Origin of the sequence: Thioclava arctica, assembly GCF_040892615.1 — a bacterium.
Classification (GTDB): Bacteria; Pseudomonadota; Alphaproteobacteria; order Rhodobacterales; family Rhodobacteraceae; genus Thioclava; species Thioclava arctica.
The window spans coordinates 54,425-80,142 of the sequence record NZ_JBFRYC010000007.1; the positions used below are offsets into that span (position 1 = coordinate 54,425).

General features: G+C 59.7%; 27 protein-coding genes, 1 tRNA gene and 1 pseudogene. 20 read left to right on the plus strand and 9 right to left on the minus strand.

What is annotated here, in order from left to right; all coding sequences use genetic code 11:
• Window positions 1-61 precede the first annotated feature (61 nt).
• The 3 genes from AB4874_RS12595 to AB4874_RS12605 are packed head-to-tail and all read right to left on the minus strand — an operon-like array spanning window position 62 to window position 2,305.
• Window positions 62-1,726, minus strand: coding sequence for a Na/Pi cotransporter family protein (locus tag AB4874_RS12595; RefSeq protein ID WP_295532718.1), 1,665 nt, complete (start codon window positions 1,724-1,726; stop codon window positions 62-64).
• 52 nt (window positions 1,727-1,778) lie between these two features.
• The gene (locus tag AB4874_RS12600; RefSeq protein ID WP_368392238.1) at window positions 1,779-2,027 is read right to left on the minus strand and encodes a DeoR/GlpR family DNA-binding transcription regulator; all 249 of its coding nucleotides are present in this window, start codon (window positions 2,025-2,027) and stop codon (window positions 1,779-1,781) included.
• Window positions 2,028-2,068: 41 nt separating this feature from the next.
• Window positions 2,069-2,305, minus strand: a complete 237-nt coding sequence (locus AB4874_RS12605; RefSeq protein ID WP_368392239.1) for a hypothetical protein — start codon at window positions 2,303-2,305, stop codon at window positions 2,069-2,071.
• A gap of 162 nt (window positions 2,306-2,467) precedes the next feature.
• Between AB4874_RS12605 and AB4874_RS12610 the strand changes: the two genes are divergently transcribed.
• From AB4874_RS12610 to AB4874_RS12670, 13 genes and pseudogenes are all read left to right on the plus strand, one after another.
• Window positions 2,468-3,439, plus strand: a complete 972-nt coding sequence (locus AB4874_RS12610) for an ABC transporter substrate-binding protein (protein ID WP_368392240.1) — start codon at window positions 2,468-2,470, stop codon at window positions 3,437-3,439.
• Window positions 3,436-5,142, plus strand: a complete 1,707-nt coding sequence (locus AB4874_RS12615) for an ABC transporter permease (protein WP_368392241.1) — start codon at window positions 3,436-3,438, stop codon at window positions 5,140-5,142. Before AB4874_RS12610 ends, AB4874_RS12615 begins: the two co-directional genes overlap by 4 nt.
• Window positions 5,130-6,206 (plus strand): ABC transporter ATP-binding protein, encoded by a 1,077-nt coding sequence (locus AB4874_RS12620; RefSeq protein ID WP_368392242.1) that lies wholly within the window; start codon window positions 5,130-5,132, stop codon window positions 6,204-6,206. Before AB4874_RS12615 ends, AB4874_RS12620 begins: the two co-directional genes overlap by 13 nt.
• Entirely contained in the window at window positions 6,199-7,284 is a 1,086-nt protein-coding gene (locus AB4874_RS12625) for an MBL fold metallo-hydrolase (protein ID WP_368392243.1), read from the plus strand. Before AB4874_RS12620 ends, AB4874_RS12625 begins: the two co-directional genes overlap by 8 nt.
• Window positions 7,281-7,844: a histidine phosphatase family protein gene (locus AB4874_RS12630; RefSeq protein ID WP_368392244.1), complete on the plus strand. Its 564-nt coding sequence runs from the start codon at window positions 7,281-7,283 to the stop codon at window positions 7,842-7,844. Before AB4874_RS12625 ends, AB4874_RS12630 begins: the two co-directional genes overlap by 4 nt.
• A 281-nt stretch (window positions 7,845-8,125) precedes the next feature.
• Window positions 8,126-9,748 (plus strand): phospholipase C, encoded by a 1,623-nt coding sequence (locus AB4874_RS12635; protein ID WP_368392245.1) that lies wholly within the window; start codon window positions 8,126-8,128, stop codon window positions 9,746-9,748.
• 16 nt (window positions 9,749-9,764) lie between these two features.
• Window positions 9,765-11,159 carry a cytochrome-c peroxidase gene (locus tag AB4874_RS12640; RefSeq protein WP_368392246.1) on the plus strand — a complete coding sequence of 465 codons (1,395 nt, stop codon included), beginning with the start codon at window positions 9,765-9,767 and terminating at the stop codon, window positions 11,157-11,159.
• A 157-nt stretch (window positions 11,160-11,316) separates the two neighbouring features.
• Window positions 11,317-12,138 carry a phosphonate ABC transporter ATP-binding protein gene (phnC, locus tag AB4874_RS12645; protein WP_368392247.1) on the plus strand — a complete coding sequence of 274 codons (822 nt, stop codon included), beginning with the start codon at window positions 11,317-11,319 and terminating at the stop codon, window positions 12,136-12,138.
• A 48-nt stretch (window positions 12,139-12,186) separates the two neighbouring features.
• Window positions 12,187-13,098, plus strand: coding sequence for a phosphonate ABC transporter substrate-binding protein (gene phnD, locus AB4874_RS12650; RefSeq protein ID WP_368392248.1), 912 nt, complete (start codon window positions 12,187-12,189; stop codon window positions 13,096-13,098).
• 59 nt (window positions 13,099-13,157) lie between these two features.
• The gene (phnE, locus tag AB4874_RS12655) at window positions 13,158-14,030 is read left to right on the plus strand and encodes a phosphonate ABC transporter, permease protein PhnE (RefSeq protein WP_368392249.1); all 873 of its coding nucleotides are present in this window, start codon (window positions 13,158-13,160) and stop codon (window positions 14,028-14,030) included.
• Window positions 14,027-15,364, plus strand: coding sequence for a phosphonate ABC transporter, permease protein PhnE (gene phnE, locus AB4874_RS12660; protein ID WP_368392250.1), 1,338 nt, complete (start codon window positions 14,027-14,029; stop codon window positions 15,362-15,364). Before phnE (AB4874_RS12655) ends, phnE (AB4874_RS12660) begins: the two co-directional genes overlap by 4 nt.
• Window positions 15,365-15,498: 134 nt before the next feature.
• Complete coding sequence (locus AB4874_RS12665) at window positions 15,499-16,116, plus strand: LbetaH domain-containing protein (RefSeq protein ID WP_368392251.1); 618 nt, start codon at window positions 15,499-15,501, stop codon at window positions 16,114-16,116.
• Window positions 16,117-16,186: 70 nt separating this feature from the next.
• Window positions 16,187-16,514, plus strand: a pseudogene (locus tag AB4874_RS12670) (integrase core domain-containing protein); the annotation flags it as partial.
• A gap of 204 nt (window positions 16,515-16,718) precedes the next feature.
• On the opposite strand, the gene AB4874_RS12675 reads toward AB4874_RS12670, so the two are convergent.
• From AB4874_RS12675 to AB4874_RS12695, 5 genes are all read right to left on the minus strand, one after another.
• The gene (locus AB4874_RS12675) at window positions 16,719-17,387 is read right to left on the minus strand and encodes a cytochrome b/b6 domain-containing protein (protein ID WP_368392252.1); all 669 of its coding nucleotides are present in this window, start codon (window positions 17,385-17,387) and stop codon (window positions 16,719-16,721) included.
• Window positions 17,388-17,403: 16 nt separating this feature from the next.
• Window positions 17,404-17,964, minus strand: coding sequence for a carbonic anhydrase (locus tag AB4874_RS12680; protein ID WP_368392253.1), 561 nt, complete (start codon window positions 17,962-17,964; stop codon window positions 17,404-17,406).
• A gap of 120 nt (window positions 17,965-18,084) precedes the next feature.
• A complete protein-coding gene (locus AB4874_RS12685) occupies window positions 18,085-18,597 on the minus strand; it encodes an EF-hand domain-containing protein (protein WP_368392254.1) in 513 nt (170 codons plus the stop codon).
• Between the two features lie 68 nt (window positions 18,598-18,665).
• Window positions 18,666-18,992 (minus strand): hypothetical protein, encoded by a 327-nt coding sequence (locus tag AB4874_RS12690; RefSeq protein ID WP_295532735.1) that lies wholly within the window; start codon window positions 18,990-18,992, stop codon window positions 18,666-18,668.
• Between the two features lie 227 nt (window positions 18,993-19,219).
• Window positions 19,220-19,525, minus strand: a complete 306-nt coding sequence (locus tag AB4874_RS12695; RefSeq protein ID WP_368392255.1) for a hypothetical protein — start codon at window positions 19,523-19,525, stop codon at window positions 19,220-19,222.
• 431 nt (window positions 19,526-19,956) lie between these two features.
• Between AB4874_RS12695 and AB4874_RS12700 the strand changes: the two genes are divergently transcribed.
• The 7 genes from AB4874_RS12700 (at window position 19,957) to AB4874_RS12730 (ending at window position 24,944) form a co-directional block, all read left to right on the plus strand.
• Window positions 19,957-21,249, plus strand: a complete 1,293-nt coding sequence (locus AB4874_RS12700; protein ID WP_368392256.1) for a tyrosine-type recombinase/integrase — start codon at window positions 19,957-19,959, stop codon at window positions 21,247-21,249.
• Window positions 21,249-22,055: a hypothetical protein gene (locus tag AB4874_RS12705; RefSeq protein WP_368392257.1), complete on the plus strand. Its 807-nt coding sequence runs from the start codon at window positions 21,249-21,251 to the stop codon at window positions 22,053-22,055. Before AB4874_RS12700 ends, AB4874_RS12705 begins: the two co-directional genes overlap by 1 nt.
• 126 nt (window positions 22,056-22,181) lie before the next feature.
• Entirely contained in the window at window positions 22,182-22,367 is a 186-nt protein-coding gene (locus AB4874_RS12710; protein ID WP_368392258.1) for a helix-turn-helix transcriptional regulator, read from the plus strand.
• 106 nt (window positions 22,368-22,473) lie between these two features.
• Window positions 22,474-22,758, plus strand: coding sequence for a winged helix domain-containing protein (locus AB4874_RS12715; RefSeq protein WP_368392259.1), 285 nt, complete (start codon window positions 22,474-22,476; stop codon window positions 22,756-22,758).
• Window positions 22,759-22,852: 94 nt separating this feature from the next.
• Entirely contained in the window at window positions 22,853-23,956 is a 1,104-nt protein-coding gene (locus tag AB4874_RS12720) for a bifunctional DNA primase/polymerase (protein WP_368392260.1), read from the plus strand.
• Window positions 23,957-23,964: 8 nt separating this feature from the next.
• A complete protein-coding gene (locus AB4874_RS12725) occupies window positions 23,965-24,621 on the plus strand; it encodes a hypothetical protein (RefSeq protein ID WP_368392261.1) in 657 nt (218 codons plus the stop codon).
• Window positions 24,618-24,944, plus strand: coding sequence for a hypothetical protein (locus AB4874_RS12730; protein WP_368392262.1), 327 nt, complete (start codon window positions 24,618-24,620; stop codon window positions 24,942-24,944). Before AB4874_RS12725 ends, AB4874_RS12730 begins: the two co-directional genes overlap by 4 nt.
• 476 nt (window positions 24,945-25,420) lie before the next feature.
• Here the strand turns inward: AB4874_RS12730 and AB4874_RS12735 are convergent.
• Window positions 25,421-25,510 (minus strand) — tRNA-Ser (locus AB4874_RS12735).
• Window positions 25,511-25,718 lie beyond the last annotated feature (208 nt).

Here is a 25,718-nt window from a genome sequence, read left to right on the forward strand (position 1 = left end):
TGAAGGCATTTAGCCGTCATCGCCCCGTCTGCGTCAAGCCAACTGCCCGCTGGCGCAGCGCCTAATTGCGATGCGCCAGACGGCTGCTTAGCAAATCGCCGGTTTCCGACAGGATCGGCGTGGCGACGGTCGCGAACGAGGTATTGACCTGCTTAAGCGCACGCAGCGTTTCCTGATGGATATTGCTGGTTTCAATGCTTTCGCCCGCGCCCTCATGCAGACGCATCAGATGCGCGCGCTGCAGGCGTTGTTCGAGCGCGCGGATGTCGTCTTTTTCCTCGACCAACTCGCGCGCCTCATCGGGGTTTTGCGTCATCATCACGCTAAGCGCAAGCTGCACATTGGCCAACACCCGGTCATGAAAATCGCAGATCTCTTTCCAGCCCTGCTCGGAAAAGCGCACCCCTTCGCTATCAAGACGGCGCGCCAGAGAGACCATGTTGCGCGAGATCATCTCGGCCGCGGCAGACAGGTTTGCGGCATTGCTCGACAGCTCCATCGAGCGCGTGCTGGTCTCATCGCTCAGCGCGGCCTGGTTGAGCTTGGCAAGATACAGCTTCACCTCCATCAAGGTTTTGTTGGCGTGGTTTTCATCCGTCACCATGCGCGCGGCAAGCACGTCATCCCATTGCACAAACAGCGCCGGAACCGCGCGCAGCATCGCCTCGGCGGTCTCGCCCATATGCATCACCTCGCGCGCCGCACAGGTCAGCGCGCGCTCGGGGCTAGCAAGCGCTGCCGGGTCCAGCGCGCTGGTGGGGCCGATCCCGGCGCTTGGGTCCATACGCGGGGGCATCAGCGTGCCTGCCAGCCGCGTCACCACCCCGGTCAACGGCAGCGCCAACAGCGCCAGACCGATGTTGAACGCCAGATGCAAATTGATGATCTGCTGCGCCGGGCTATGGCCCAGCCAGTCAAGCGGCAAGGACAGCCTGCTGATCAGCGCCAATAACATCACCGCCCCGCCGCCGCGCAACACGAAATTCGCAACGATCATGCGGCGCGGCTCAATCGGGGCGGTCAAGGTCAGCATGAAAGCGATGAACGTGCCGCCCATATTGGCCCCCAGAACCATCGCCACCGCCGCTTCGGGGGGCAACAGGCCTTGCGACACCAGCGTCACGAACAGCAACACCGCCGCCACGCTGGAATGCACGACCCAAGCAAACACCGCGCCAATCACAAAGGCCGTCACCGTATCGCGCGCCAGATAGGCCATCACATTCGCCGCCCCCTGACTGTCCACCAGCGGCGTCGTGGCCTCGCGGATCATCGCCAGCGAGACAAAGATCAAAGCCAGCCCGATTAGGATACGCCCGGTCTGGCGGATGCGGCGCTGATGGCCGCGCAGGAACATCGCAACCCCAACCAGCAACAGCAGCGGCAGCAAGAAGGTTTGGCGCAACAGCAAGAGCTGCGCCACGATCGCCGAGCCCACATCCGCACCCAGCAAAATCGCCAATCCCACCGCCACCGCAATCGTGCCGCGCGCAACGAAATTGGACACAAGAAGCGCCACCGCCGTCGAGCTTTGCAGCAAGATCGCCGTGCTCATCCCCGACGCCGCCGCCAGCACCCGACTGCCCGCCGACCAGCGCAGCCAGCGACGCAATTGCAATGAGAACGCGCGCTCGACCCCAGTGCGCACCAGACGCACCGACCAGATCAACAGTGCTGCCGCCCCCGCGATATGCAGGAAAAACATCGGGATATTAGGGTGGTCCAAATTGCGTCCTCTCTGCCCCCTCTTGTGATCGGGGCTTCACATTACATAGCGCTCAACGCGGCAAAACCAGCATCCCGCCCGCCGTCTCGAACACCGCGCGCGTCTCTTGAGGGGGCGCGGCCTCGGTCACCAGACGGTCGATCTTGCTAACCGGGCATACCGAAAATGACGCGAGGGCCGCAAATTTCCAGCTGGCAGCCAAGACCATCACGCAATTGGATTGCTCAATCATCGCGCGTGCGATCTGCGCCTCTTCGAGAGTGTAATCCATCGCCCCGCTGCGCGCGTCAAGCGTGCCCATCGTGAGAACCGCGTGATCGGCCCGAAAGGCGCGGATCTGAGTCAGCCCATCGATCCCACGGCCTGGCTATTATCGCCGCTGAATTTGCCCCCCAACAGAAACGCCCGGCTGCCAGTATGGGCGCTGGCAATCGCCTCGACAAAGATCAGCGTCATCAAGCCGGTATCGATGAACAAGGCTTTGATGTCGCCATTCTCGGTGCGGGCGTGGTGGGCAGTGCGATGGCGCGCCGCTTGACGCAGGAAAGAGCGCGCCGTGGTGATAAGCGCGCCGAGCATGGCGATGCAACTCACCCTCAACACTCACCGAGGCGGTGGCCGATCCTGGGCGCAAGTTCCTTAACGAAACTTAACAGAACTGTCACACGAACCCGTTAGGGAGCCGTGAAAAGGGCAGCACACACCCTTTCGAACGCAACCCGACCTATCTGGAGATAGCTGATGTCCCGTTTCCTTCTGGCCGCCGTCATTGCCGTGGCCCTGCCCTCGCTTGCCGGTGCCGAGACCCTGACGCTCTATACCTCGCAGCCCAATGCGGATGCGCAACAAACCGTTGATGCGTTCTCCGCAGCAAACCCCGGCATCGATGTCGAATGGGTGCGCGATGGCACGACCAAGCTGATGGCCCGCGTCGCCGCCGAGTTGGAGGCAGGCCAGCCGCAGGCCGATGTCTTGCTGATCGCAGACACGGTAACGCTGGAGGGCATGGCGCAGGCGGGTCAGCTTGCGGCTTATGCTTCGCCCGAAGAAACCGCTTACGACCCGGCGCTTTACAGCGCGGATGGCTATTACCACTCGACCAAGCTGATCACGACCGGGATCGTCTACAATACGGGCGCGCCGAGCGTGCCGACCTCTTGGGCTGATCTTGCCAAGCCGGAAATGGCCAATCTCGTGGCCATGCCCTCGCCGCTATATTCCGGGGCCGCGCTGATCCATCTCGCAACCCTGACCAACACCAAGGGGCTGGGTTGGGAATATTACGAGGCGCTGGCGGCAAATAAGACGCGCGCCGAGGGTGGCAATGGCGGCACGTTCAAGGCCGTGGCCTCTGGCGAAAAGCCCTACGGTGTCCTCGTCGATTTCTTGGCGTTGCGCGCGAAGGCCCAAGGCTCGCCGGTCGATTTCGTCTTTCCCAAAGAAGGCGTTTCCTACGTCACCGAGCCGGTGGCAATCATGGCTGGCACCAAGCACATGGATGCCGCGCAGAAATTCGTCGACTTCCTGCTAAGTGAAGACGGCCAGAAACTGGTGGCCAAAATGGGCTACATCCCCGCGCGCAACGGTGTGGCAAGCCCCGAAGGCTTCCCCGCGCGCAAGGATATCAAGCTGATGGATTTCGACCCCGCCAAGGCGCTGGCCGATAGCGATGCCAACAAGGCGCGGTTCGCAAAGATCTTCGGCGTCCAATGAGCAAAGCCACGACTGCAAGCGGTGGCAGCCGGTCCCTGGACCGGCTGTTGCCTTTGTTGCTGCTGCCCGTCGCACTGATCGCGCTCGGGCCGGTTCTGCGACTGCTGCTGGAGGGGATCGGCTTTGGCGACGGGCTGACCACGGACCACCTCACAAGCGTGCTTGCGCGCCCCTCCACCGCCACCGCGCTGCGCCATTCGCTGATCACAGCGGGCGGCGGCACGCTTCTTTCGGTGTTGATCGGGGCGGGCTTTGCCTTTCTCGTGGCGCTGACCGATATACGCGGCAAGGGGGCGCTGGTGTTCTGCCTGATGATCCCGATGATGATCCCGCCCCAGATTACCGCGCTGGCGTGGATGCAGATGGCCGGGCCATCCTCGACGATCCTGAAGATGCTGGGCCTTGCGCCACCCTTGGGCAGCCCGCAGCCGCTGCATTCTGCAGGCGGCATCATCTTGCTGCTGGGGATTCAGCATGCTTCGCTGGTGTTTCTGACCTTGCGCGCGGGGCTGCGCATGATCCCCGCCGAGCTGGTCGAGGCGGCGCGCATGTCGGGCGCGGGGCCGGTGCGGGTCTGGGCGCAGACGGTGTTGCCGCTGTCGATGCCATCGCTGATCGCGGGTGGCGCGATGGCCTTTGTCACCGCCTTGGGCAATTTCGGCATTCCCGCGATGCTGGGCATTCCGGCGGGCTACGCAACGCTGCCGACCCTGATCTATCAACGCCTTGTCAGCATGGGGCCCTCGGTTCTGTCCGAAGTCGCTGTGCTGTCGCTGCTGATCGGCGCGGTGGCGATCCTTGGTGTTTTGCTAAGCCGTCTCGTGCTGAAGCGTCAGGGCTTCGGGCTGGTCGGCCTGTCTGGCGCGCCGCTTGCGCTGTCGCTTGGGCGGGCGCGATTGCCGGTCGAGATCGCGATGTGGGTCTTTATCTTTGCGATCCTCGCGCTGCCGCTGCTTGCGCTTTTGGCGACTTCGCTGATCCCGGCCTATGGCGTGCCCCTGACCTTCCACACTGCCACGCTCAAAGCGTGGATCGAGGTCCTGTTCGTGCAGCCCGTCACCCGGCGCGCCTATGCCAACTCCCTGTTTCTCGCGATCACGGCGGCGGCGATCCTGCTGGCGATCTGCCTGCCCCTCGCCTGGCTGATGGAGCGCCGCGCCAATCGCTTCAGCCAGATTCTCGATGCGCTGATCGACCTGCCCTACGCGCTTCCCGGCGTCGTGCTGTCGATTGCCTGCATTCTGACCTTCATCAACCTGCCCTTCACCGATCTGACGCTTTACGGCACGATCTGGATCATCTTGATGGCCTATCTCGCGCGGTTCTTCGTCGTCATGTTGCGCCCGATCCAAGCCAGCATCGCCCAGCTTGATCCCGCGATGGAAGAGGCCGCAGCCAGCGTTGGTGCGCATCTGGGGCGGCGGTTGCGCGACATCGTCCTGCCGCTTGCGGCACCCTCGGCAGCGGCTGGCGCGATCCTTGTGTTCCTGACGGCGGTGAACGAACTGACCGTTTCGGCCCTGCTGTGGTCATCGGGGACCGAAACGCTGGGCGTGGTCATCTACAATCTCGAAGACAGCGGCGAGACGGTCATGGCCTCGGCTCTGGCGATGTCGATCGTCTGTCTGATCATTGCGCTCATGGGGCTGGTGCAAGCCGGGGCGCGCCGTTTTCCGAAAGGGGTCATCCCATGGCAGAGCTGACATTTTCCAACCTATCCAAGACGTTTGGCGGCGCGCCTGCGCTGGATGCGATCAATGCGCAGATCGCCTCGGGCGAGTTCGTGGCGCTGCTTGGCCCTTCGGGATGTGGCAAGACCACCCTGCTGCGCCTGACCGCCGGGTTTGAACACCCCAGCGCCGGTGAGATCCGGGTCGGGGGCGAAACGGTCGTCGGTGCCGGGCGCTTCGTGTCGCCCGAGGATCGCGAGATCGGGATCGTGTTCCAATCCTACGCGCTGTGGCCGCATAAATCGGTGTTCGACAATGTCGCCTACCCGCTTGAGGTGCGCCGCATTCCCCGCGCAGCACGTCAGGCCCGCGTGGCCGATGCGCTGGCCCTCACCGGGCTTGGCGCGTTTGCCGACCGGATGCCGTCGCAATTGTCGGGCGGGCAGCGGCAACGGGTCGCACTGGCGCGCTGCCTTGTGTTCGAACCGCGCGCGGTTCTGCTGGACGAGCCGCTCGCCAATCTCGATCTGGCGCTGCGGGCCTCGATGCAGGACGTGTTCAGACTGTTTCACCGTCGCACGGGCGCGACCATGCTTTATGTGACCCATGATCAGGGCGAAGCGCTGGCGCTGGCCGATCGGGTGGCGGTGATGAATGCGGGGAAAATCCGCCAATTCGCGGCGCCCGAGACTCTGTATCGCGAGCCCGCCGATTGCTTTGTGGCGGGGTTTGTCGGCGATGGCGCGGTGGTCTCGGCCCGCATAACCGGACGGGCCGAGCGCGCGGGCCTTGTGTTGAACGTGCTGGGTCAGGATGTCGTGTCGCGCAGCGCCGCCCCCGAGCCGAGCCATGTCAGCATCCGCCCCGAGTCGATCACATTGGCCGATGACGCCCCGCTGCGCGCCCGCGTGACCAGTTGCACCTATCTGGGGGGGCGTTTTCGGCTGGAGATGGATGCGGCGGGCGAGACGCTGGTGGCCTTCTGCGCCCAGCGCGCCGCGATTGGTGAAACGGTCGGCGTCAGGCTGCACGATCTCTGGGCGTTTCGTGATCCCGACGGCGACGTCGTTTTGCAAAAGGCGCTGGCCGATGCGTGATCAGGTCTCAACAACCACCGCTTGGGTCGAGGTCCTCTCAGGGCTTGGCGAAAAAGGCCCCGCCTGCATCCGGCTCTGGACCGGGCGCGAAATTTGGGTTCTCGACGTCGGTGTCGGACCCGAGGCAACCTCACCATTCCATCCCGAATGGCTGGACGGGGCCGACCGTGTCTTCATCTCTCACGACCACATCGATCACATCGGCGGGGCCGCGCATGCGATTGCTGCGGGTCTGCCGATCCATTGCACCGCGCAAACCGCGCGCGCCCTGCCGCCGGGGGCCGATCTGGTGCTCGTGCCCGAGACGGGGCAGACGCGGGTTGCTGGCGTGACGGTCACGACCGGGCGCAATGGTCACGCTTTGGGCGGGGTCTGGTTTCATTTCGATCTGGGCGACGGGCTGTTCTTTTCCGGCGATTGGTCGCAAGAAAGCACCTGGTTTGCCTTTGACCCGCCGCCCCCTGCCGCAACCGCGCTGATTGACGCCTCTTATCAACTCGATGATGTTCCCCAGACCGCCCGTCGCACCGCGCTGGACGAGATGCTGGCGCAAACTGACGCGCGGCAGTTCCTGTTCCCTGTGCCGCCATCGGGGCGCGCGGGGGAATTGGCGCTGCACTTGATGCGCCACGGCGACGTCTCTTTCGATGACACCTGCCGCGAAGCAATTGAGGATGGGATCCAAAGCGGCAGCCTGTCCCCACAATCCGCAGCGCTCGCACCGCTTTTGACCCGTGGCTTTGACAAATCGGCGCAGTTTCTGCTTTGCGACACGCCCAATGCCGATGGTGGCATGGCGCAGAAAATCGTGCGCGACTGGCATGAGGCAGGTCGGCTTGGTCAGGATGCGATCGTCGTTTTCACCGGGCATATGACGGCACATGCACGCGCGATTGCAGCACAGGGCGGGCGGTTCTTGCGATGGAATGTGCACCCTCCGCTTTCGGACCAGATCGAAATGATCCGCCACCTTGGCGCGCGCCGCGCAGCCCCGTTATTCTGCGCCCAGCCCGAGCAATACCTGCTTGAGCCACGCTTCCCGGCCGAAATCCTGCTCAATGAAAGATGCCCGCTATGACCCTGCCAGACCTGCCCTTCGTCGTGATCCGTCACGGTGAGACCAATGCAAACCGCGAGGGATGGATCGCAGGTCGGATCGAGGCGCAGTTGACACAGGCGGGGCAGCGCGCCGCGCACTCCTTGTCAGACCGGGAGTGGCCCGAGGAAATCGTCCTGTTCGTCAGCCCGCAGCAACGTGCCCAACTGACCGCGCAGCTGGCGTTTCCACAACGTCCGTTGATCACGCTGGACGGGCTGCGCGAACGCGATTGGGGCGTCTTCGAGGGGCGCCCCCTTGCCGAGGCACCACCGCGAGAGGCCACTCCCGACAAGGGTGAGCCCTGGGCCGACATGATCGCGCGTGTCGCGGCCGCGATCACGCAGGCCCAAGCTGAGGCGGCAGGCGCCCTGCCCGTTCTGGTCGCGCATTCCGGCGTCATTCGTGCAGCACGTCACCTGACCTGCGGCTCCGCGCACGGCCCTACCCCCGCCAATACCACACCATATCTGTTCACCCCACTCACGGGCGACTGGCGCGAAACCGAATTGGCGACACAGGACGCTATATTTCAAACGTAAACCTGCAAAGTCGGCGGGTGAGGCCACCAAAGATGCGGCTGCGAAAACCGGGAGGCTAAGGGAAATGTCCCGCGGATAACGGCATCTCTACAGAGCCTGCGCCATTTCAATCACCAAATACTCACTTGATGAACGCATCTTTGTGAGTAGGCAGCCGCCTCACCCAGCCGTGAGGCCTTGTGATGAAAGGCGTCACGGAACTGTCAAATCCCTCCCCTAGCGAACGGTCATGCCCGAAGTCGCCATTCAAGCGGCAGGCTGCCAAATATGAGGGAAAGTCCATGACCACCAAATTCCGTTCAACGGTGTGCCTCGGTGCGCTCGCATTGGCCTGCGCCGCTGCGTCTGCACAAGCGGGCGACGCCACCAACACCGCTACACCGATTAAGCACCTCGTGGTGATCTTCCAGGAAAACGTCTCGTTTGACCACTATTTCGGAACCTATCCCAAGGCCGCAAATCCCGACGGAGAGCCAGCATTCACGGCCAAAGCGGATACGCCACAGGTCAATACGCTGACCTCGGCAGGTTTGCTGCAGGCCAATCCCAACAGATCAAACGCAAAGAATGGCGCAGATGCCGCTGCCCCGTTCCGTCTGGATCGCACCCAAGCCGCCTCGGCGGACCAGAACCATGGCTACACCGCCGAACAGGCCGCCTTTGACGATGGCCGGATGGATCTTTTCCCCGCCAATACCGGACGCGGCTCAAAGGGGGGGGCCGGATCGTTTGGCACCAAGGGTCAGGTGATGGGGTATTACGATGGCAACACTGTTACCGCACTTTGGAACTATGCCCAAAGCTTCTCGATGAATGACAATGCTTTCTCGACCACCTTTGGCCCGTCGACCCCGGGCGCGATCAACCTTGTTTCCGGGCAGACCAATGGTGCGATCCTGCCGCCGGGGCGCGAACTTGAAGCGGACGGAACTTATGACAAAGGCCGTGTGGTTCCTGACGGCAATGGCGGCTGGACGATGATTTCCGACCTCGATCCGACAGGAGACGTCTGCTCCAAAGGCAAGACCACCTTGATGAGCGGGCCCAATATCGGAGACATGCTGAACGCGCGCAACCTCACTTGGGGCTGGTTCGAGGGTGGCTTCGATCTGAGCCAAACCAATGCGAACGGCACCACCGGATGCGACCGCAAGACGACCTCGGACGTCACCCATGTCAGCATCGTGGACTATATCCCACATCACCAGCCCTTCCAGTATTACCCCTCAACGGCAAACCCAACGCATAAACGCCCGTCTTCGCTCGCGGCGGTTGGCACCTCGCAGGATGGCGGCGCGAACCACCAATATGATATCACTGACTGGTATGGCGCGCTCAAGGCGGGCAATTTGCCTGCGGTCAGCTTCCTCAAGGCATCGGGCTTTGAGGATGGTCATGCGGGCTATTCGGACCCGCTTGATGGTCAGAATTTCATCGTGCGGGCAGTGAACGCTGTCGGGAAGTCGAAATTCTGGAACGATACCGCGATCATCGTTCTCTATGATGACTCTGATGGCTGGTATGATCACGCGGCGGCCGTCATCAACCCCTCGAATATCCCTCTCAAAGGCTATGACGTGCTCAATGGCGATCGTTGCGGCACCACGGGCGTAGCGCTTCCGGGCGTCAACGGCAAACCGGCGCAGGGTCGTTGCGGGTATGGCACGCGCCAACCGTTCCTCGTGATCTCGCCTTATGCCAAAGCAAACCATGTCGATCATACGCTGACCGATCAAACCTCGGTCCTGCGCTTTATCGAGGATAACTGGATGGGTGGGTCGCGCCTTGGCGCAGGATCGTTCGATGCGGCCTCAGGCTCGATCGACGCGATGTTTGACTGGGCCAAGGGCGCGGCCAAGCCGTTGATCCTTGATCCCAAAACGGGCGAACCGGTTCACTCGTAAGGAGATAGGGATGCGCATGTCGATCACTCCCAGGATCTTCCCCCAAAGGCGCATCCTTACTGTAGCGCTGGCTGGCCTCGTGCTAGCCAGCGTCTTTTTGCCCCTCTCAGGGGGGCGCAATCTCGCCTATGGCGCAAACCTGCCCGCCATTGCGGCCCCCAAGCCCGCCCCGCTGACGCACCCCCTCAGCGCCGTGGCGATGATCGGGCGCGACATGTTCAGCGATACCGCGCTATCCGCAAGTGGCCGTTTGTCCTGTGCGTCCTGTCACGATCCGCGCAATCATTATGGCCCTGATGGAACTGCCCCAGTCGTTCCGGGGGGCGCACATCTTGACCGGGTTGGGCGGCGCGCGGTGCCAACGCTCAGCTACAAATTTCTCACCCCAGCCTTCACCATCGGGCCGCAAGATCCCTCATTGGAACAAAATGAGGCCTCGCCCGAACTGGTCGCCGCGCAGGGCCAGAACGCAGATGCCAGCGCACCCGCGTCATTGGGGCATTTGCCCTCAGCGCCCAAGAAATTAGCGGGGCAGACGACGCTGGGCGCACCCGTTCCCCGCGGTGGGCTGTTCTGGGACGGGCGGGCCGACACGCTTGAGGATCAAGCCGAAGGCCCGTTTTTTACATCTTTCGAGATGGCCAATACTCGCCCCGCGCTCGCTCAGGTCTTGCGGACGCGCTATGGCGCGCGCCTCGCTGCCCTGTTTGGTGCAAATGTGCTGAGCGACGAGCCGATGCTGATTTCAGAGGCCGCCTTTGCGCTTGCCCGTTATCAGATCGAGGACCCTTCGTTTCACGCCTTTTCAAGCAAATTCGACGCCTATCTTTCCGGCCACGCTCGTCTTAGCCCAGCAGAGGCGCGCGGGCTGGCATTGTTTAACGATCCCACAAAGGGCAATTGCGCGGCCTGCCATCTCGACACGACAGCAAAAGACGGCACACCGCCCCTTTTTACCGATTTCGAATATGAAGCGCTCGGGGTGCCGCGCAATTCCAGGATCCCCGCCAATGCGGATCCGAATTGGCATGACCTTGGTCTGTGCGGGCCGATGCGCCATGATGCAACGTCCAGACAAACATCTTATTGCGGCTTGTTCAAAACGCCGACGCTGCGCAATGTCGCGACCCGGCATGTTTTCTTTCACAACGGGGTTTATACCAGCCTACAAGATGTGTTGGATTTCTACGCAAGGCGCGATAGCGACCCACAAGCAATCTATCCAGTGAAGTCCGGCAAGGTTCAGATTTTCAATGACCTGCCCCGTCGCTATCACAGCAATATTGATGTCACTGATGCGCCCTTCGGGCGGAAACGCGGTGATGCGCCCGCTTTGAGCAAGACCGAGCAAGCCGACATCATCGCTTTTTTAAACACCCTCACCGACGGCTATCATCCGTATAAAAACTAGCCAAAGAGCCAACAGGTCGCACGACTGTCGCCCAAGCGCCATGCAACGCTGAACCGCCGCCCCACCTCGCTCTCGGATTATCACAAACGCGTCGTCATTCGGTAACAGATCCGTCACATGCGCGGTCTACTTCCCCCCTCATTGCATGGGTGGAAACATGAAACTTGAACTCCGCAACGTCAGTAAGTTTTTTGGCCAGAAGGCAGCGGTTGAAACTGTTTCTCTGACGCTGGAAGGCCCCGGTTTTGTCGGTGTCATCGGACGCTCGGGGGCTGGTAAATCGACGCTGTTGCGCATGATCAACCGTCTTGGTGATGCCACTACGGGCAATGTCATGTTTGACGGAACCGATGTTCTTTCGCTCAAGGGGCGCGAAAAGCGCCAGTGGCAAACCAATTGCGCGATGGTGTTTCAGCAGTTCAACCTCGTGGCGCGGATGGATGTCGTCTCAAACGTGTTGCACGGGCTATTGGGGCAGCGTTCGACGCTATCGAGCCTGCTCAATCTCTGGAGCGCGGCCGATATTCGTCGCGCCCTCGAAATCCTCGAACGGCTTGGCATTGCCGAACAGGCCACAAAGCGCGCCGAGGCGCTGTCGGGTGGCCAACAGCAGCGCGTCGCGATTGCGCGCGCCTTGATGCAAGACCCCCAGATCATTCTCGCCGACGAGCCTATTGCCTCGCTTGATCCGATGAACGCCCAAGTGGTGATGGATGCGCTCAAACGGATCCAGGTCGAAGACGGTCGAATGGTCGTAGCCAACCTGCACACGCTCGACACTGCGCGTCGCTATTGCGACCGCGTCATCGGCATGCGCGACGGGCGCGTGGTCTTTGACGGTCGCCCCGACCAACTCACCACCGGAGTCGCGCGCGATATCTACGGCGCTGACGCCAGTTTTTCTGAATCCGCCACCTCAACGGCAATCGAGGCGCTGGGGGATGACCGCGAATACGCAGCCGCCATGTTGGACGGTTGAGTAACCATCGGCCCGGCTGCCGGGCCATTCAAACCAAAGGGAACGACCATGAAACAGCTGCTTGCCATTCTGGCCGCGACCACCGCCCTTGCGGGCGCGGTGCAGGCTCAAGAGATCAAACAATTCAACATCGGCATCCTGGGCGGCGAGAACGCGCAAGACCGTATCGCCAACAACCAATGTCTGGTGGACTACATGTCCGACGCCTTGGGCGTGCCGGTCAAATTGTTCACCCCGGCCGATTATGACGGCGTGTTGCAGGGCCTGATCGGCGGCACGATCGACTTCGCGATTCTGGGTGCTTCGGGCTATGCCAAGATCGCACTGGATGATCCGGGTGCGGTGACACCTTTTGCGACGACGGCCAACCCTGACGGCTCGTTTGTCTACTATTCGGTGGGCTTTACGCGCAAAGACACGGGCATCAAGTCGCTTGACGACATGAAGGGCCATAGCTTTGGCTTTGGCGATCCGAATTCGACCTCGGGCTATTTGATCCCTTCGGTCGAAATTCCCAAGCAAACGGGCCATTCGATGAAATCGGGTGACTATTTCGGCGAGGTGAAATTCACCGGCGGTCACGAGCAGACCATCGTCGCGGTCAACAATGGCGATATCGACGCTGGCGTGACCTGGGCCGATGGACAGGGCAACTGGGAAGACGGCTACAATAACGGAGCCCTGCGCAAGGCCGTCGATTCCGGCCTGATCGACATGAACAATATCGTCGAAATCTGGCGCTCCAAGCCGATCCCGAATGGCCCGTTGGTCATTCGCAATGCCCTGCCCGAGGACATCAAGCAAAAGGCCGAACAGGTCATGCTGACGCTCAAGGACAAGGATAGCGAGTGCCTCTATAACGCGGCTGGCGGCGAGTCGGCAGGCTTCGTCAAGATTGACCCGTCCTATTACGACTCCATCATCGACGTGCGCAAAGCCAAGATCGAACAGGGCTCGTAAGCCCTGCCCCCTGTGGGCCGGCGGGACACCTCGCCGGCCCCATTGTTTTTGGAAAGCCCATGACCGAAACCAACGCCACGACCCTATCGCGCCAAGACTATCTTGCACTGGTGCGTCGCAAGCGTCTTTACAGCGCAATTATCTTGACGATCTTCGTGGCGCTTATGGTGTCGGGCTTTCGCACGGCGGATGCACGCAACGCGGGTGGCTTCTTTGCGGGGCTGCATCGTTTTTTCGATTTCCCAAGCGAGATATTTTCCGAAGCCATCACCAAATGGCGCCGGTTTCCCGAATTGCTTTGGCGGTATTTGCCGTCGCTGTTTGAAACGCTCAATATTGCGGCGCTTGCGATCGTTCTGGGCGGGTTGGGCGCGGTGGTGCTGGCACTTGTCTCAACGCATGGGCTTGCACCTTGGCCGCGCGCCATTCCCCTCTTTCGCCGCACCATGGATGTGATGCGCGCCTTGCCGGAAATCGTCGTCGCACTGGTGCTGATTTATCTGCTGGGCGGTGGGCCGGTGCCTGCAATGGCGGCGATCGCGCTGCATACCACCGGCGCGCTAGGCAAGCTGTTTTCCGAGGTTGCCGAGAATGCCGATCTCAAACCGGTTGAAGGGTTGGCCTCGACCGGGGCTGGCTGGGTGCAGCGTATGTGGTTCGGGGTTTTGCCGCAGGTGGCACCGAACTGGTCGTCCTACGCGCTGCTGCGCTTTGAGATCAATATCCGCGCCTCGGCAATCCTAGGTTTCGTGGGCGCGGGCGGGATCGGTTATGATCTCAAGACCGCGCTGCAATGGGGACAAGGTCGCTATGACGCTGTGGTTGCGATCTTTGCGTTGCTCTTCGCAACCATCGTGATTGTTGATCACATCTCGGACCGGGCGCGCGGGCGACTGGTACGGGGCGCAAAGGCCACGGAGGGCCGGATATGAGCCTGTTGAGCACCGACCAACCCAGCGGCCTTGCTCTGGCAGGGCTTGATCAGGTTTTCCGGGCGCGGCGGCTCCGGTCCTTTGCAGGGATCGCCGCAGTTCTGGCCTATCTGGTCTATGTCTTTTTCGCCTTTGACATTCCCGGTCTGGCCGCCAAGGCGCGCCCCGAAAACGCCGCCGTGCTGCTTGGCGATTTCTGGTCCTACAAGACGCATGTCACGCGCGACAACCGCTCCGACAAGGTTACCGTCGCGATCGAGGGAGAGCGCCGTGGCACCTATCTTGCAGACGCGCCGCCCGATTGGGTGGCGCGCGACGGCTCTCTCACGCAGATCACATTGCCCCATGGCGCGCATGTCACCTACACGTCCAAGGCAGCACAGGTCGACGTGCCCGATTTTGGCATGATCCAGCTCGCATTACAGGGACGGCATGTCCTGCTTACGCTGCCCGAGGGCCGCGCCATGCCCGACTGGATCTCGGCGGCGCGCAACCGGGTGTCGATGGATCGCGGCGACTGGCGGTTCTCGATGACACCAAGCAGAACCGAGACCTTTCGCTACTTCCCCGGCTGGGAGATGTTCTTTTTCACGCTCGACAGCCCGTTCTCGGGTAAGTCAGTCGTCGAGCTTGCGAAACTGGCCATTTCGGGCAAGCGGGTGAACCCCGAGATGTCGAACCTGTCTGCGATGTTTGGCGATTTTTGGAACAATAAGGTCTGGCATCATGGCGACGTCTTCTGGGCGCTCTGCGAGACCGTGCTGATGGCATTTCTGGGCACGATGGGGGCGGGCATGATCGCGCTGCCGCTGGCCTTTCTGGCGGCCACCAACTTTACCCCGCTCGTCGCACTTCGGCTAAGCCTGCGACGCGTTTTCGACTTTTTGCGCGGGGTGGATGGGTTGATCTGGACGGTGATCTTGTCGCGCGCATTTGGCCCCGGCCCCCTGACCGGATCGCTTGCGATTTTGATGACCGATACCGGCACTTTCGGAAAAATGTTTTCCGAAGCGCTCGAAAACATCGATGACAAGCAGGTTGAGGGCGTCGGGTCGACCGGGGCCAACGCGCTGCAACGTGCGCGCTTTGGGGTGCTCCCGCAGCTTGCGCCGGTGATCCTCTCACAGCTTCTGTATTACCTCGAATCCAACACCCGCTCGGCCACCGTGATCGGCGCTTTGGTGGGGGGCGGGATCGGGTTGTTGCTGACACAAGCGATCCTGACCCAAAAGGACTGGGAAGAGGTTTGCTATTATGTGATCCTGATCGTTCTGACGGTCATGGCCATGGATAGCGTGTCCGGCTGGATCCGGCGGCGTTTCATCAAAGGATGAAGCGATGCCAAGCGTGAGCTTTACGCCCCCCCTTGGACAGGCAAGCGCCAGTTTCGACGCTGCCCGCACCGATAGATTTCTATATTCCAACGGTCCTCTCCACGCTTTTTAACCCCACCCGACCCGAGGTTCCCATGCCCAAGCTATCCCCCGACACGCCCCAAATATCCGCCGATTGCGAGGTGGAGAATTCGACCTTCGGCCGCTATTGCGAATTGGGTCGGGGGTGCCGCGTTCTCAATTCGAGTTTCGGTGACTACGCTTATGCCGACCGCTTTGCCGACATTGCCAATACCAGCGTCGGGAAATTTGCCAATATCGCGGCGTTCACCCGGATCGGCCCGACCGATCACCCGTGGCGCAACGCGGCGCAGCACCATTTCCTCTATCGTTCGCGGTCCTATTTCGATGATGAGCCGGATTGGAAGGACTTTTTCGATCAGCGCGCCGCGCGTCGAACCACGCTGGGCGCTGATTGCTGGATCGGGCATGGTGCGATCATCAAGCCCGAGGTGAGTATCGGTGTCGGGGCCATCGTGGCCGCTGGCGCGGTGGTAACCAAAGACGTAGCCCCCTTCACGATCGTGGCAGGCGTGCCAGCAACACGACTGCGGCTGCGCTTTCCCGAAGACGTCGTGCAAGATCTGCTCGCGCTTGCGTGGTGGGACTGGGACCATGCGCGCTTGCGCGACGCGCTCGCCGATTTCCGCACGCTCTCGGCGGCGGAGTTTGTTGCCAAATACCGAGAGTGAAGGGCGCGGCAAGTTCCGAAGCGACCCTCTCGTGGCTTGCGAACAAGCCACTGTCGAGCCATAGGCGAGTGACGCGTACACGAAGGAGGCGCTGGTTATCCGTGTCAAACGCAAGCTTAAATCCGTCAACATGGTCGACGCCTTGAGCGATCTGTTCAGGCCTCACGCGGCCCGCCTGAGGTCATAAGGTCAAACAATGGCGCCAAAACGGTCTTCATCGCATCAGGATCACTTGGGAAAACGGCTCCTGCGAGAGCTTCAATGCTCGGTTCCGGGACGCGTTGCTGAACGGTGGGGTCTTCTCGACGCCGCGCGCGGCACAGATCCTGATCGAACGATACCGGCCGCCCGCGCCCGAAAGTATCGTCACGATGGAGCGCAGGCCAATCCTGCCCTAACAATCACTCTGGACCACTCAGGTGGGGCTGATCAACATAACAGTGGGCAGAAACGCTTTGCTGAGTGGAGTTTCGTGTGCGGCGCTGCCCCCTTACCGAATGGAAAGACAGGGCTGACCCTGCCGAGAACCAAATGGACCGGCAGGTCTGCGGAATGATCTCAATTGGCAGGCGGTCTTATTAACGCCTGACCTGGCCAAACGCCTACTCCGGTCTCTTTCGACCCGTCACCATCGAACGAACCAGATTTTCTCTGTGGACAAAGCTCGCAAGGAAAACGCCGCCGATGTGCAACAAAGCAAGGATCAGAGTAAGATTGGCGACCACTTCGTGCAGGTCCTTGAACGTCTCACCTTGGCCCCCTTCGCCCCGCATACCTTCATCGTCGTCATCCTCCTCACCGACATCCGCACGGGCCGGAGTCACGATGGAAAACCCGCTCGGCATATCGCCCGAAGAGGCGAATATAGCTGCCAGCGGCCCTTTGTTCTCATCCTGAGCATAAACTGCCATCGCGCTCAGAACTGTGATCAACAGCGCTGTGAGTAGCCCAAAGACCATCCACGCCCCTGCGGGACTGTGGCCAAGGTAGCGTTTTGAACGACCGCCCAACAAACTCAGCAGATACCGAAATGCGGTAAAAGGACCGAACAGGAAATCGCTAAATCTCGCGTGCGGAGCCCCCACAAACCCCCAGATAATGCGAAGGACAATCAGTCCGCCGACAACATATCCGGCCCAGACATGAACCGCCAAGGTGCTGTCTTCTGGTTCGATGAAGTAGGCGACCAGAAAGGCCATGACGAGAGACCAATGGAAGACGCGCACGAACGGATCCCAGACTTTGATCGCGGGTGTTGTTGGACGTTTCATCGCGGAGGCTCCCCAATCAGATCGCGATAGGCTCGACGCTGCCATCGAGGTTCATCAGCAATGTTTCCATCTGCAGTTCGGGATGAAGTGTCGTGATCTCTGCTGCCAGCAGCGTGAGATATTCTGTGTGGACCTGCGTTTCCTTTGCAGGATCCTTGCCAAAATCCTCGCCGAGGATGGTCTTGTAAGCGCCGCAATCGCGGTGATCCATGATGATGACCCGTTTGATCTGGTGCAGGTCAATCGCAACCTGAAGATGATCCCGGAACGTCTTGCCCCATTCCGAGAACTGATCGGTCATCGCCCCAAGCGACGCCCCCGCGAGGACAACATGGTCATATTTGTCAGTCATGCCCCGCCCGTCCATGTAGCGCACGATGTCATCCATCAGACGGTAATCCATGCAACTCAGCAGCAGGGCATCGGTTGTTGCGGCCCGCGCCGCAGATGGGGTGATCACGTTATATAGACTGACCGCGCCGCCAAGCGCGGCGAGTTTGACGAACTTGCGTCTGCCAATGGCCGTTGGCTTTGGGTTATGTTGGCACTGCGGTTCCGGAATATGGTTATCACACATGGGATTATTCCTTTTTCAATCTGGGCTACGTCGTGTTTTGCATGAAATTCCGCCGCTACGCGGGCAGATCAAGAGATCGCCACGCAGCAGGGGAAAGGCTGGTGCAGACAGGGCGTCCGGTCAGAACGGGTTTTGTTGCGCACGGAATTCCCAGACGGTGACCTTGCCATCTTTGTTGGCGTCCGCAGCTTCGTAACTGGCCTGCGCCTTTGCCATGAACTCGGCCAGCGTCACATTTCCATCGCTATCGGCGTCCATATCTTTGAATCGCACGGCGCGGTTGACATAAAGCCGCTCAACATTCCTGCGCCCCATCGGCATGGACGACGGTGCGCTGTCCATATACTCCTCTTCGCTGATCTGGCCGCTTCCGTCAGCGTCAAATTGGGCAAATCCAACACTGGCATGTGTCGATGCCTCAGCCGCACTGATAAACCCGTCGCCGTCTGTATCAACCGGGCGCGCCATCATGCCCATTCCGCCGCTACCATAGGGTCCATACCCCAACGGCATGACCTGCATCATGTCGTCATTTTCAGAGTCACCATCCGCCAGAACGACCGTCCCGGTTGCCAATGCGGCCATGACTGTGGTTGCGGCCACCAAGCCGCGAATTGAAATGTATTTGGGCATCTTGGTCTCTACCTTTGTGTTAGGGAAAGAAGTGCCGATCACAGCGATCTGACCGGCACCGCTGAAAATCAATTGTTACCGGAGCCGCCCGAACCTGCAGAATCCGGGGCGCAGTCTCTGGCCTGCTCCTTGGTCTGGTCCTTGTCCTGAACTTGGTCGGCACATGCCTGCAAACGATCATGTTCGCGCAAAAGCGTGGTGCAGGCGTCCGATGACACACCATCGCAATCTTTAAGCTGATCTCGAATCCTTAACAGATCGGCGCAATCGCTTGCCCCCAAGGAACCGCAATCTTGAAGTTGGTCGCGGTCCTGAGTTTGGTCCTGCGCCACAACCATGTTGGGAACAGTGATGCTCATCGCAAGCGCAAACGTTGAAATCATAGCGAGTTTCATAACCTTTGTCCTTTCCTGATATCTGTTTCCGAAGATCAAGTTTCACATGGCCGCGCCGCCACTCCATTGATCCTGATCAACCCACCAAGGTCGCCTGCCAAGAATAGGCGAAGAACCGCCGAACGACGGCGTAGGTCGCCATTCGGCCGATGATGCACCACGCCTCAGATTATCGCCCCGGAACAGCAGCTGCGCTGTTCCGGGGCATCTCAGTGTCGGCGCTGTGATCAGTCGTCGCTGCCCTCGCCGCTGTCGCCATCACTTCCGTCTTCGCCGTGGCTTTCGCTGTTCCGGTCATTTTCCCGCTCTTGGTACTCGTCGCGTTCGCGGTATTCTTTCCGCTGCGTGTACTCATTGCGTTCGCGGTACGTGTTGCTCTCGTCCGACATTTTGGTTGAGACGAACTCGTAAGCGTTCCGAAACGCGTTTCCGTATTCGTTGTTGTCGGACTTGCCCGATGCTTGGGCGGCGCCTAGTGCGACAAAACCAACGGTGGTTGCCAGTGCGGTCGTGAAAAGGATTGTACGTTTCATGCTATCTTGCTCCATATCGACGTTGCGAGAGGCGTGTTTGCCGTCTCTGATGCAGCATTGATGACACGAGTCGCCTGACACGCCGCTGACTGGGATTGTCAGCAGATTGTCAGCTGGCAAGTGATCGAAAACAGGCGTGAAAAGCCTGTAGGGCATCCTTTTCATTGGCTTTGCGCTACCAGCTTTGCCGCAGAACCGGGGGGGAGGTCACATCATCACAGCCGATATTTATCGGGAAAAATCTGGCATATGGAGGATAGTGGCGGAAGCGGTGGCCGCCTAGGCCCTTTCGCGTGCTGTCGCGACCAATCGCCATAACCCAATAAAATAACAAGATTTATTCAAAATCCTTTCGCAAGCTATTGCAATCTGTCGCGCCCAATCACATTCTCTTTGGTGGGTAGGATGCTGGGTAGGATAGTTAGGTTCCCATGCCGAAAATCGCGAAAGAACTCTCTGCGCTGGAAGTGAAGAATTTGCGCCATCCCGGCGTTGGTCGCAATGTCTGTATTCCGGTGGGTGGTGTATCGGGTCTGTATTTACAGATTACGCCCAGCGCGGGGCGGTCTTGGCTGTTGCGCACGACGATTGCCAGCAAGCGGCGCGAAATCGGGCTGGGTGGATACCCTGATATTACCCTAAGCCAAGCGCGTGAGCGCGCCAGAGAGGCCAAGGCGCAGGTGTTGGCAGGAATTGACCCTGTGGCCCAGCGCAAGGCTGTCAGAGCGGCGCTAGTGGCCGATCAACGGCGCGGGATGCTCTTTGGCGAGGCGGTGGACCATTACCTGAGCGCCAAGCTCGACGCCTTCAAGAATGACAAACACCGCGCGCAATGGCGTAGCACGCTGGAAACCTACGCCGTGCCAGAGTTGGGCAAAATGCTGGTGCAGGATATTACCGTGCAAGATGTGCTGCGCGTCCTTGAACCGATTTGGCACAGCAAGACCGAAACCGCATCGCGCCTGCGCGGTCGCATTGAATCCGTGCTGTCTTGGGCCACGGTCGCAGGCCATCGCCGGGGGGATAACCCTGCGCGCTGGGCTGGCAACCTCAAGGAACTGTTGCCCGCGCCTGCCAAGCTCAAGGGCAGCGCCAATCAACCCGCCTTGCAAATTGATGATGCACCGCTTTGGCTGGCGGATCTGCGCAAGCGTGAGGGCTTTAGCAACAAGGCGCTGGAATTTGCAGCGCTGACCGCCTCACGCTCGCAAGAGGTGCGCGGGGCGCGTTGGGATGAAATCGACCTAGAGGCGGCTTTGTGGACCATCCCGGCCAGCCGCATGAAAATGGACCGCGAACACCGCGTGCCGTTGTCGGGCGATGTGGTGGCGCTGTTGCGTGCGCTGCCACGGCTCAAGGATAGCCCGCTGGTGTTTCCGGCGGCTCGGGGCGGGGAATTGTCAGACATGGCCCTGAGCGCCGCTATGAAGCGCCTGCACGCGGCCAAGCTGGCAGAGGATGGCGTGGGCTATGTGGACCGGGCCAGCAAGCGCCCAGCCGTGCCGCACGGCCTGCGCTCGACCTTTCGCGATTGGGTGGCAGAGCGCACGCATTTCCCCGGCGATATGGCAGAGGTTGCCTTGGCGCATAAAGTCGGAAACGCTGTCGAGGCTGCGTATCGGCGCGGCGATATGGTCGAGAAACGGCGCGCGATGATGGATGCTTGGGCGGATTACTTGGCTGGCAGAGCGCGGGCTGGGGCTAATGTGGTGAGGATTGGCTGATGTGGTGTCCAGAAGGTTATTTGAGCTACTCCGACTTCGAGGCCATTTGCTATGAAGCTGGCCAAAAGCTATTTCCTTATGACGATTACTTTGCCGAGCAACGAAAAGACAATTGGGCACGACATAAAATCTCTGAAGATCCGTCTATTCGCGCTTTAGCGACTACCGATTGGCTCAAGATACAGTGTTTAGGGAGCGATATAGTCGAAAAAACAATATGTTCTCCGAGAGGCGAACGTCTTAAGGTAACGGGACTTTTCTTTTCTGAAATACCTTGGCCCGACAAAGCCGATCCTTGGCAAATCTATCCCAAAGATAGCGACTTCGAAGAAATCCGGTCTTTTATTCTCGCGCAATTTAGTGCGCCGTCTCCTTGGGTGAGCTTGTCAGTGAATGGTGAGGTCCGCTGTCCGAGCTTTCTTAAAATGGTAATGTACGATGTTAGAAATCTCTTTAAAAGATCAGCTTTCCCGATAATCTTTCCGCGTCTAACCTACGTGAGAAGGAATGTAGCGCCCTTTGTCGGTTGGAGAGTGTGTTTTGACAAGGCAACTTTCCCAGCCTCGTCACAAGAGTTAATCGCACTTTTTGCGGACAGGCTGACCAAGCCATCGGAGGAAGAAACCCGAAATAATGACTTTCGACATAGGGGAAAGCAGGACGAGATAAGAGCACTCATTGCGCTACACTTTCCTAAAGGGATTCAAGACGTTTCTGCTAAGAACTTGCAGAGAGCACTTGAGGGGCATTTTAATAAACTGCCGCATTTGGACACAATTAGAAGGGCGGTAGGCAGGAAGAAATAAAATTGGGCAAAAGGGGTAGGCATATCAGTTAATACTAGTTTTGCCCAAAATGCCTATCTTTTTTAGACCTAACGTAGTGCCAATTATTGCACCCAATCGCAACGCTAACCGATTGGATCGCAACAAATGCCACAAACCTACCTCTCCGACCTTCAACTTGCCGCCCGCTATGGCGTCCACCGCTCGACGCCGTGGCGCTGGGCAAAGACCGATCCGCGCTTTCCTAAGCCTGTAACCCTTTCGCCGGGTTGCACCCGGTGGAACTTGGCAGAATTAGAAAACTGGGAAGCTGCCAAAACAAACGCTGCATGAATAAAAACCGCCACCCATTAAACGGGCAGCGGCTCTATTCAGCATCGTTTTCACAGACGCAGAATACCCCCGTCCCGTTTTGTTTTCAACGAAGGAAACAGAACAGATGAAAATCAAAGCGAAAATCGAAACGGGCGAAATGCCCATCACTTTGCAGCTAAAGGGCCGCTTGGCGTGGACGCTGATGGAATTGGTGAAAGCTGGTGACGTTGGCATCACGCCACTGCACAATCCCGCACCGCGCGTCTCGCATTATGTGATGAGCCTGCGCCGCAAAGGCGTTGCCATAGATACCGAAATGCAACCGCACTTTGGAGCCTTCCCCGGTGAGCATGGTGTCTATCGCCTGAAAAGCACCGTGACGATTGAACGGGTGGAGGGCCGCGCATGATGGCCCTTCGCATTTCCCGCCTTTGTCGTGAACTTGGTGTTTCCCGGTCGGTGGCAAAGTCCATTGCAGCCCTTGCCTATGGGGAGGGGAAGCAATGACAGCCCTTCGGGTTTCGAGTTTGCCCGATGAGATCCGCAATGAGGTCGCTCGCCTGAAAGGGGCGGGCTTCCCCTTGCTGCCCTTGGGCGGTGCGCATGGCAAAGCACCACTGTTGAAGGCATGGGCAGGCCCCGGCCTAACCTTGGCACGGATCTTGGCACCGATGCACCGCACAGGCTCACAAGCCTATGGTGTGCGGCTGGATGGCTTGGCCGTGATCGACTGCGACAGTGACGACAGCGCCCTTGTCGCGCAGATGGAAGCGCGCTTTGGTCAAAGCCCTGTCCACATCAAAACCCCACGCGGGCGGCATCTATATTATCGCGCTGCCGGGGCCGTGCCAAACTTGCGCGGCGAGGGCTTGCCAGTAGACATCAAGACGGGCGCGCGCAGCTATGTGGTGGGGCCGCAGTCTTTGCGCCCTGATGGCGGTTTCTATGAGCCTGTGAAGGGCCTGCTAGGGAAAGACGCCCTGCCAGCCCTTCGCATCGCAGCAAGCCCGATGTGCGCACAGATCCTGACAGGGCATCGTCATGTTGAACTTGTGAAAGAGGCTATGCGGATGGTGGAGCTGGTGGACAGCGTCAAAGAACTGCAAGCCAATCTGGTGGGTATCCGCGATGATTGGTGCGTTGATCCCGCGACCATGCCCGATAGCGAGTTGCACGATATTGCTGGATGGGCTTGGAAGTGCCGCTTGGAAAACCGCATTTATCGGGGCCGCGACAGCGCCTTTGCGGTGCAACGGCTGGCCTTGGATTCCCTACGCAGCCTTTCCAACGGTGCGGACGCCATCGCGTTACTGGTGCTGTTAGAAGATCAGCACGGCCATACTCCTGGCAAACGCTTTCCTTTGGACTTTGACGCAATGCGAGCGGCTGGCCTGTTGAACCTGTCCAAACCAAGGCTGCGCGCAGCACGCCGTGCTCTGGAAGGTGCTGGGCTATTGCGGCTGGTGGGCAAGCATCGGGCCGGATCAAAACCGCAAACCTTTGTCCTAAGCAGGCCACAACCCGCAGTCGGTGGGGCCATGAATGTGCAGCCGATGCCAAACGTGCGCCGTGATGTGTTGCCGGGGAAAACAGGGGGGAAGGGCTAGTATTACTTATGACGCACGATTTCAGACCTACAAATTCAACGGAGGCGACGAGAAACGCCATGACAGCCAAACCTCAAAAGCAAAAAATGCCCGCGCCAATCACGGACGCGCAACAGGCCCGCATTGATGCCGTGGCTCTAAAGCAGGCCGCTAGGGCAGATGGGCCGCCAATGAAGCTCAAGACAGTGGATGGCGTGCTGCAAATCAACTTCACCCATGCCGATCCAGACTTGGCCCATATCCTAATGATGGCAGACCTTGGCACATGTGATCCAGATTTCATGGCTGGGATTCAAGGGCAGGTAGCATATGTCGGTGCACAGGGTCGCCAGATTGACGAACGCGCAAGCAACTTCCTTTTGTCGGTCGCACGCGCTGTGCAGCCACGTGATGAATTAGAGGCCATGCTTGCGGTGCAGATGGGCGCGATTCATCAGGCCACCATGATGATGGCAAGGCGGTTGAACCATGTTGAGACGATTCCGCAGCAAGACGCTGCCGAACGGGCGCTTAATAAGCTGGCGCGCACCTACACCACGCAGATGGACGCGCTCAAACGCTATCGCACAGGCGGGCAACAAAAAGTTACGGTAGAGCATGTGACAGTGAACCAAGGCGGGCAGGCTATTGTCGGTGCGGTATCACACGGAAGGGAGAAATTATGAAAACTAGAATTGGTTTTTGCGCGACCATCTTAGCAATAACGCTAACTTCTGGGGCGCTTCATGCTGACGCAGATCATAATTTACAGATTATGATTGATGCAGCGCGAAAGCTCAATTGGGGCGATTGGATGGGTGACAACCATGCCTACTTACTAGTCAAACAAGAAACACAAGTCGCACCTGTCGCAGTCATATTCGGATACGCCGACAATGCTGCTGCATGTGAAACACTTGCTAGCGCCCTGTCACAGCCACAGGCTCGGGCAGGAACCTTCAAATGTCAGCCCATTTTTAGCTCAGGAGGGGGCCGCAATGAAAAGTAACGCCAACCCCATGCACAAGGCTCACAGTGCGCCCCGATGCCATGCCAAGGCCAAGACAACTGGCAACCGCTGCAAAGCCCCTGCGCGGCGCGGCTGGACGGTTTGCCGGATGCATGGCGCAGGTGGTGGCGCACCCGCTGGCCCCGGCAATGGCTCTTGGCTGCATGGGGGGCGTTCGCACGCTATGGAACAGGACAGGCGCAACCTGATGGCGCTTGTGAAATTGTCTCGGGATAGTTTGAAGGCGATGCCACGCTGACAACACGCGTTTTCCTCAAGCGTGGATGCGCACACAAGCCGGGGGTGTCGGTGTCCCGCTAGATGCTGCCAAAGGCTGAAATGCCCCCCCCCCTAGAGTGGATCTGCACCGGGCCGACCGCTCGAACACGGCGAATCCCTAGCGTTTTTCCTTTGGTGGGTAGGTTGGCGGGTAGCACCAAGATAATTGAAAATAAGTCAATGTTTTCAAAGGTAAATGGCGGAAGCGGTGGGATTCGAACCCACGGTACGGTTCCCCGCACGCTAGTTTTCAAGACTAGAGCCTTAAACCACTCGGCCACACTTCCATCCGCGCTCGCATTAGCCCGGTTCACGCGATTCTGAAAGCCTTTCGCGCCAATTTCCGCCCGCCTTGTGCAGCGCAGCTTTTCATGAGCCGGGCAACGCGCTAGGATCACGCGCGAAGGCGCTGGCTGCGCAGGCCGTTTCAGGCTGTACAGGACAGGATCGCTGACGGGGCAGATAGAAGCGGGACAACCGCGCGAAGCAAGGGGC

What these genes read in the sequence shown, in the direction of transcription:
- AB4874_RS12715 (WP_368392259.1), top strand. Translation starts at nt 22,474, where the DNA reads ATGAAAATCAAAGCGAAAATCGAAACGGGCGAAATGCCCATCACTTTG.
- AB4874_RS12635 (WP_368392245.1), top strand. Translation starts at nt 8,126, where the DNA reads ATGACCACCAAATTCCGTTCAACGGTGTGCCTCGGTGCGCTCGCATTG.
- AB4874_RS12705 (WP_368392257.1), top strand. Translation starts at nt 21,249, where the DNA reads ATGTGGTGTCCAGAAGGTTATTTGAGCTACTCCGACTTCGAGGCCATT.
- AB4874_RS12700 (WP_368392256.1), top strand. Translation starts at nt 19,957, where the DNA reads ATGCCGAAAATCGCGAAAGAACTCTCTGCGCTGGAAGTGAAGAATTTG.
- AB4874_RS12730 (WP_368392262.1), top strand. Translation starts at nt 24,618, where the DNA reads ATGAAAACTAGAATTGGTTTTTGCGCGACCATCTTAGCAATAACGCTA.
- AB4874_RS12625 (WP_368392243.1), top strand. Translation starts at nt 6,199, where the DNA reads ATGCGTGATCAGGTCTCAACAACCACCGCTTGGGTCGAGGTCCTCTCA.
- AB4874_RS12685 (WP_368392254.1), bottom strand. Translation starts at nt 18,597, where the DNA reads ATGCCCAAATACATTTCAATTCGCGGCTTGGTGGCCGCAACCACAGTC.
- AB4874_RS12710 (WP_368392258.1), top strand. Translation starts at nt 22,182, where the DNA reads ATGCCACAAACCTACCTCTCCGACCTTCAACTTGCCGCCCGCTATGGC.
- AB4874_RS12600 (WP_368392238.1), bottom strand. Translation starts at nt 2,027, where the DNA reads ATGGGCACGCTTGACGCGCGCAGCGGGGCGATGGATTACACTCTCGAA.
- AB4874_RS12620 (WP_368392242.1), top strand. Translation starts at nt 5,130, where the DNA reads ATGGCAGAGCTGACATTTTCCAACCTATCCAAGACGTTTGGCGGCGCG.
- phnE (WP_368392249.1), top strand. Translation starts at nt 13,158, where the DNA reads ATGACCGAAACCAACGCCACGACCCTATCGCGCCAAGACTATCTTGCA.
- AB4874_RS12610 (WP_368392240.1), top strand. Translation starts at nt 2,468, where the DNA reads ATGTCCCGTTTCCTTCTGGCCGCCGTCATTGCCGTGGCCCTGCCCTCG.
- AB4874_RS12615 (WP_368392241.1), top strand. Translation starts at nt 3,436, where the DNA reads ATGAGCAAAGCCACGACTGCAAGCGGTGGCAGCCGGTCCCTGGACCGG.
- AB4874_RS12680 (WP_368392253.1), bottom strand. Translation starts at nt 17,964, where the DNA reads ATGTGTGATAACCATATTCCGGAACCGCAGTGCCAACATAACCCAAAG.
- phnC (WP_368392247.1), top strand. Translation starts at nt 11,317, where the DNA reads ATGAAACTTGAACTCCGCAACGTCAGTAAGTTTTTTGGCCAGAAGGCA.
- AB4874_RS12630 (WP_368392244.1), top strand. Translation starts at nt 7,281, where the DNA reads ATGACCCTGCCAGACCTGCCCTTCGTCGTGATCCGTCACGGTGAGACC.
- AB4874_RS12695 (WP_368392255.1), bottom strand. Translation starts at nt 19,525, where the DNA reads ATGAAACGTACAATCCTTTTCACGACCGCACTGGCAACCACCGTTGGT.
- AB4874_RS12640 (WP_368392246.1), top strand. Translation starts at nt 9,765, where the DNA reads ATGTCGATCACTCCCAGGATCTTCCCCCAAAGGCGCATCCTTACTGTA.
- AB4874_RS12690 (WP_295532735.1), bottom strand. Translation starts at nt 18,992, where the DNA reads ATGAAACTCGCTATGATTTCAACGTTTGCGCTTGCGATGAGCATCACT.
- AB4874_RS12725 (WP_368392261.1), top strand. Translation starts at nt 23,965, where the DNA reads ATGACGCACGATTTCAGACCTACAAATTCAACGGAGGCGACGAGAAAC.
- AB4874_RS12720 (WP_368392260.1), top strand. Translation starts at nt 22,853, where the DNA reads ATGACAGCCCTTCGGGTTTCGAGTTTGCCCGATGAGATCCGCAATGAG.
- phnD (WP_368392248.1), top strand. Translation starts at nt 12,187, where the DNA reads ATGAAACAGCTGCTTGCCATTCTGGCCGCGACCACCGCCCTTGCGGGC.
- AB4874_RS12675 (WP_368392252.1), bottom strand. Translation starts at nt 17,387, where the DNA reads ATGAAACGTCCAACAACACCCGCGATCAAAGTCTGGGATCCGTTCGTG.
- phnE (WP_368392250.1), top strand. Translation starts at nt 14,027, where the DNA reads ATGAGCCTGTTGAGCACCGACCAACCCAGCGGCCTTGCTCTGGCAGGG.
- AB4874_RS12605 (WP_368392239.1), bottom strand. Translation starts at nt 2,305, where the DNA reads ATGCTCGGCGCGCTTATCACCACGGCGCGCTCTTTCCTGCGTCAAGCG.
- AB4874_RS12665 (WP_368392251.1), top strand. Translation starts at nt 15,499, where the DNA reads ATGCCCAAGCTATCCCCCGACACGCCCCAAATATCCGCCGATTGCGAG.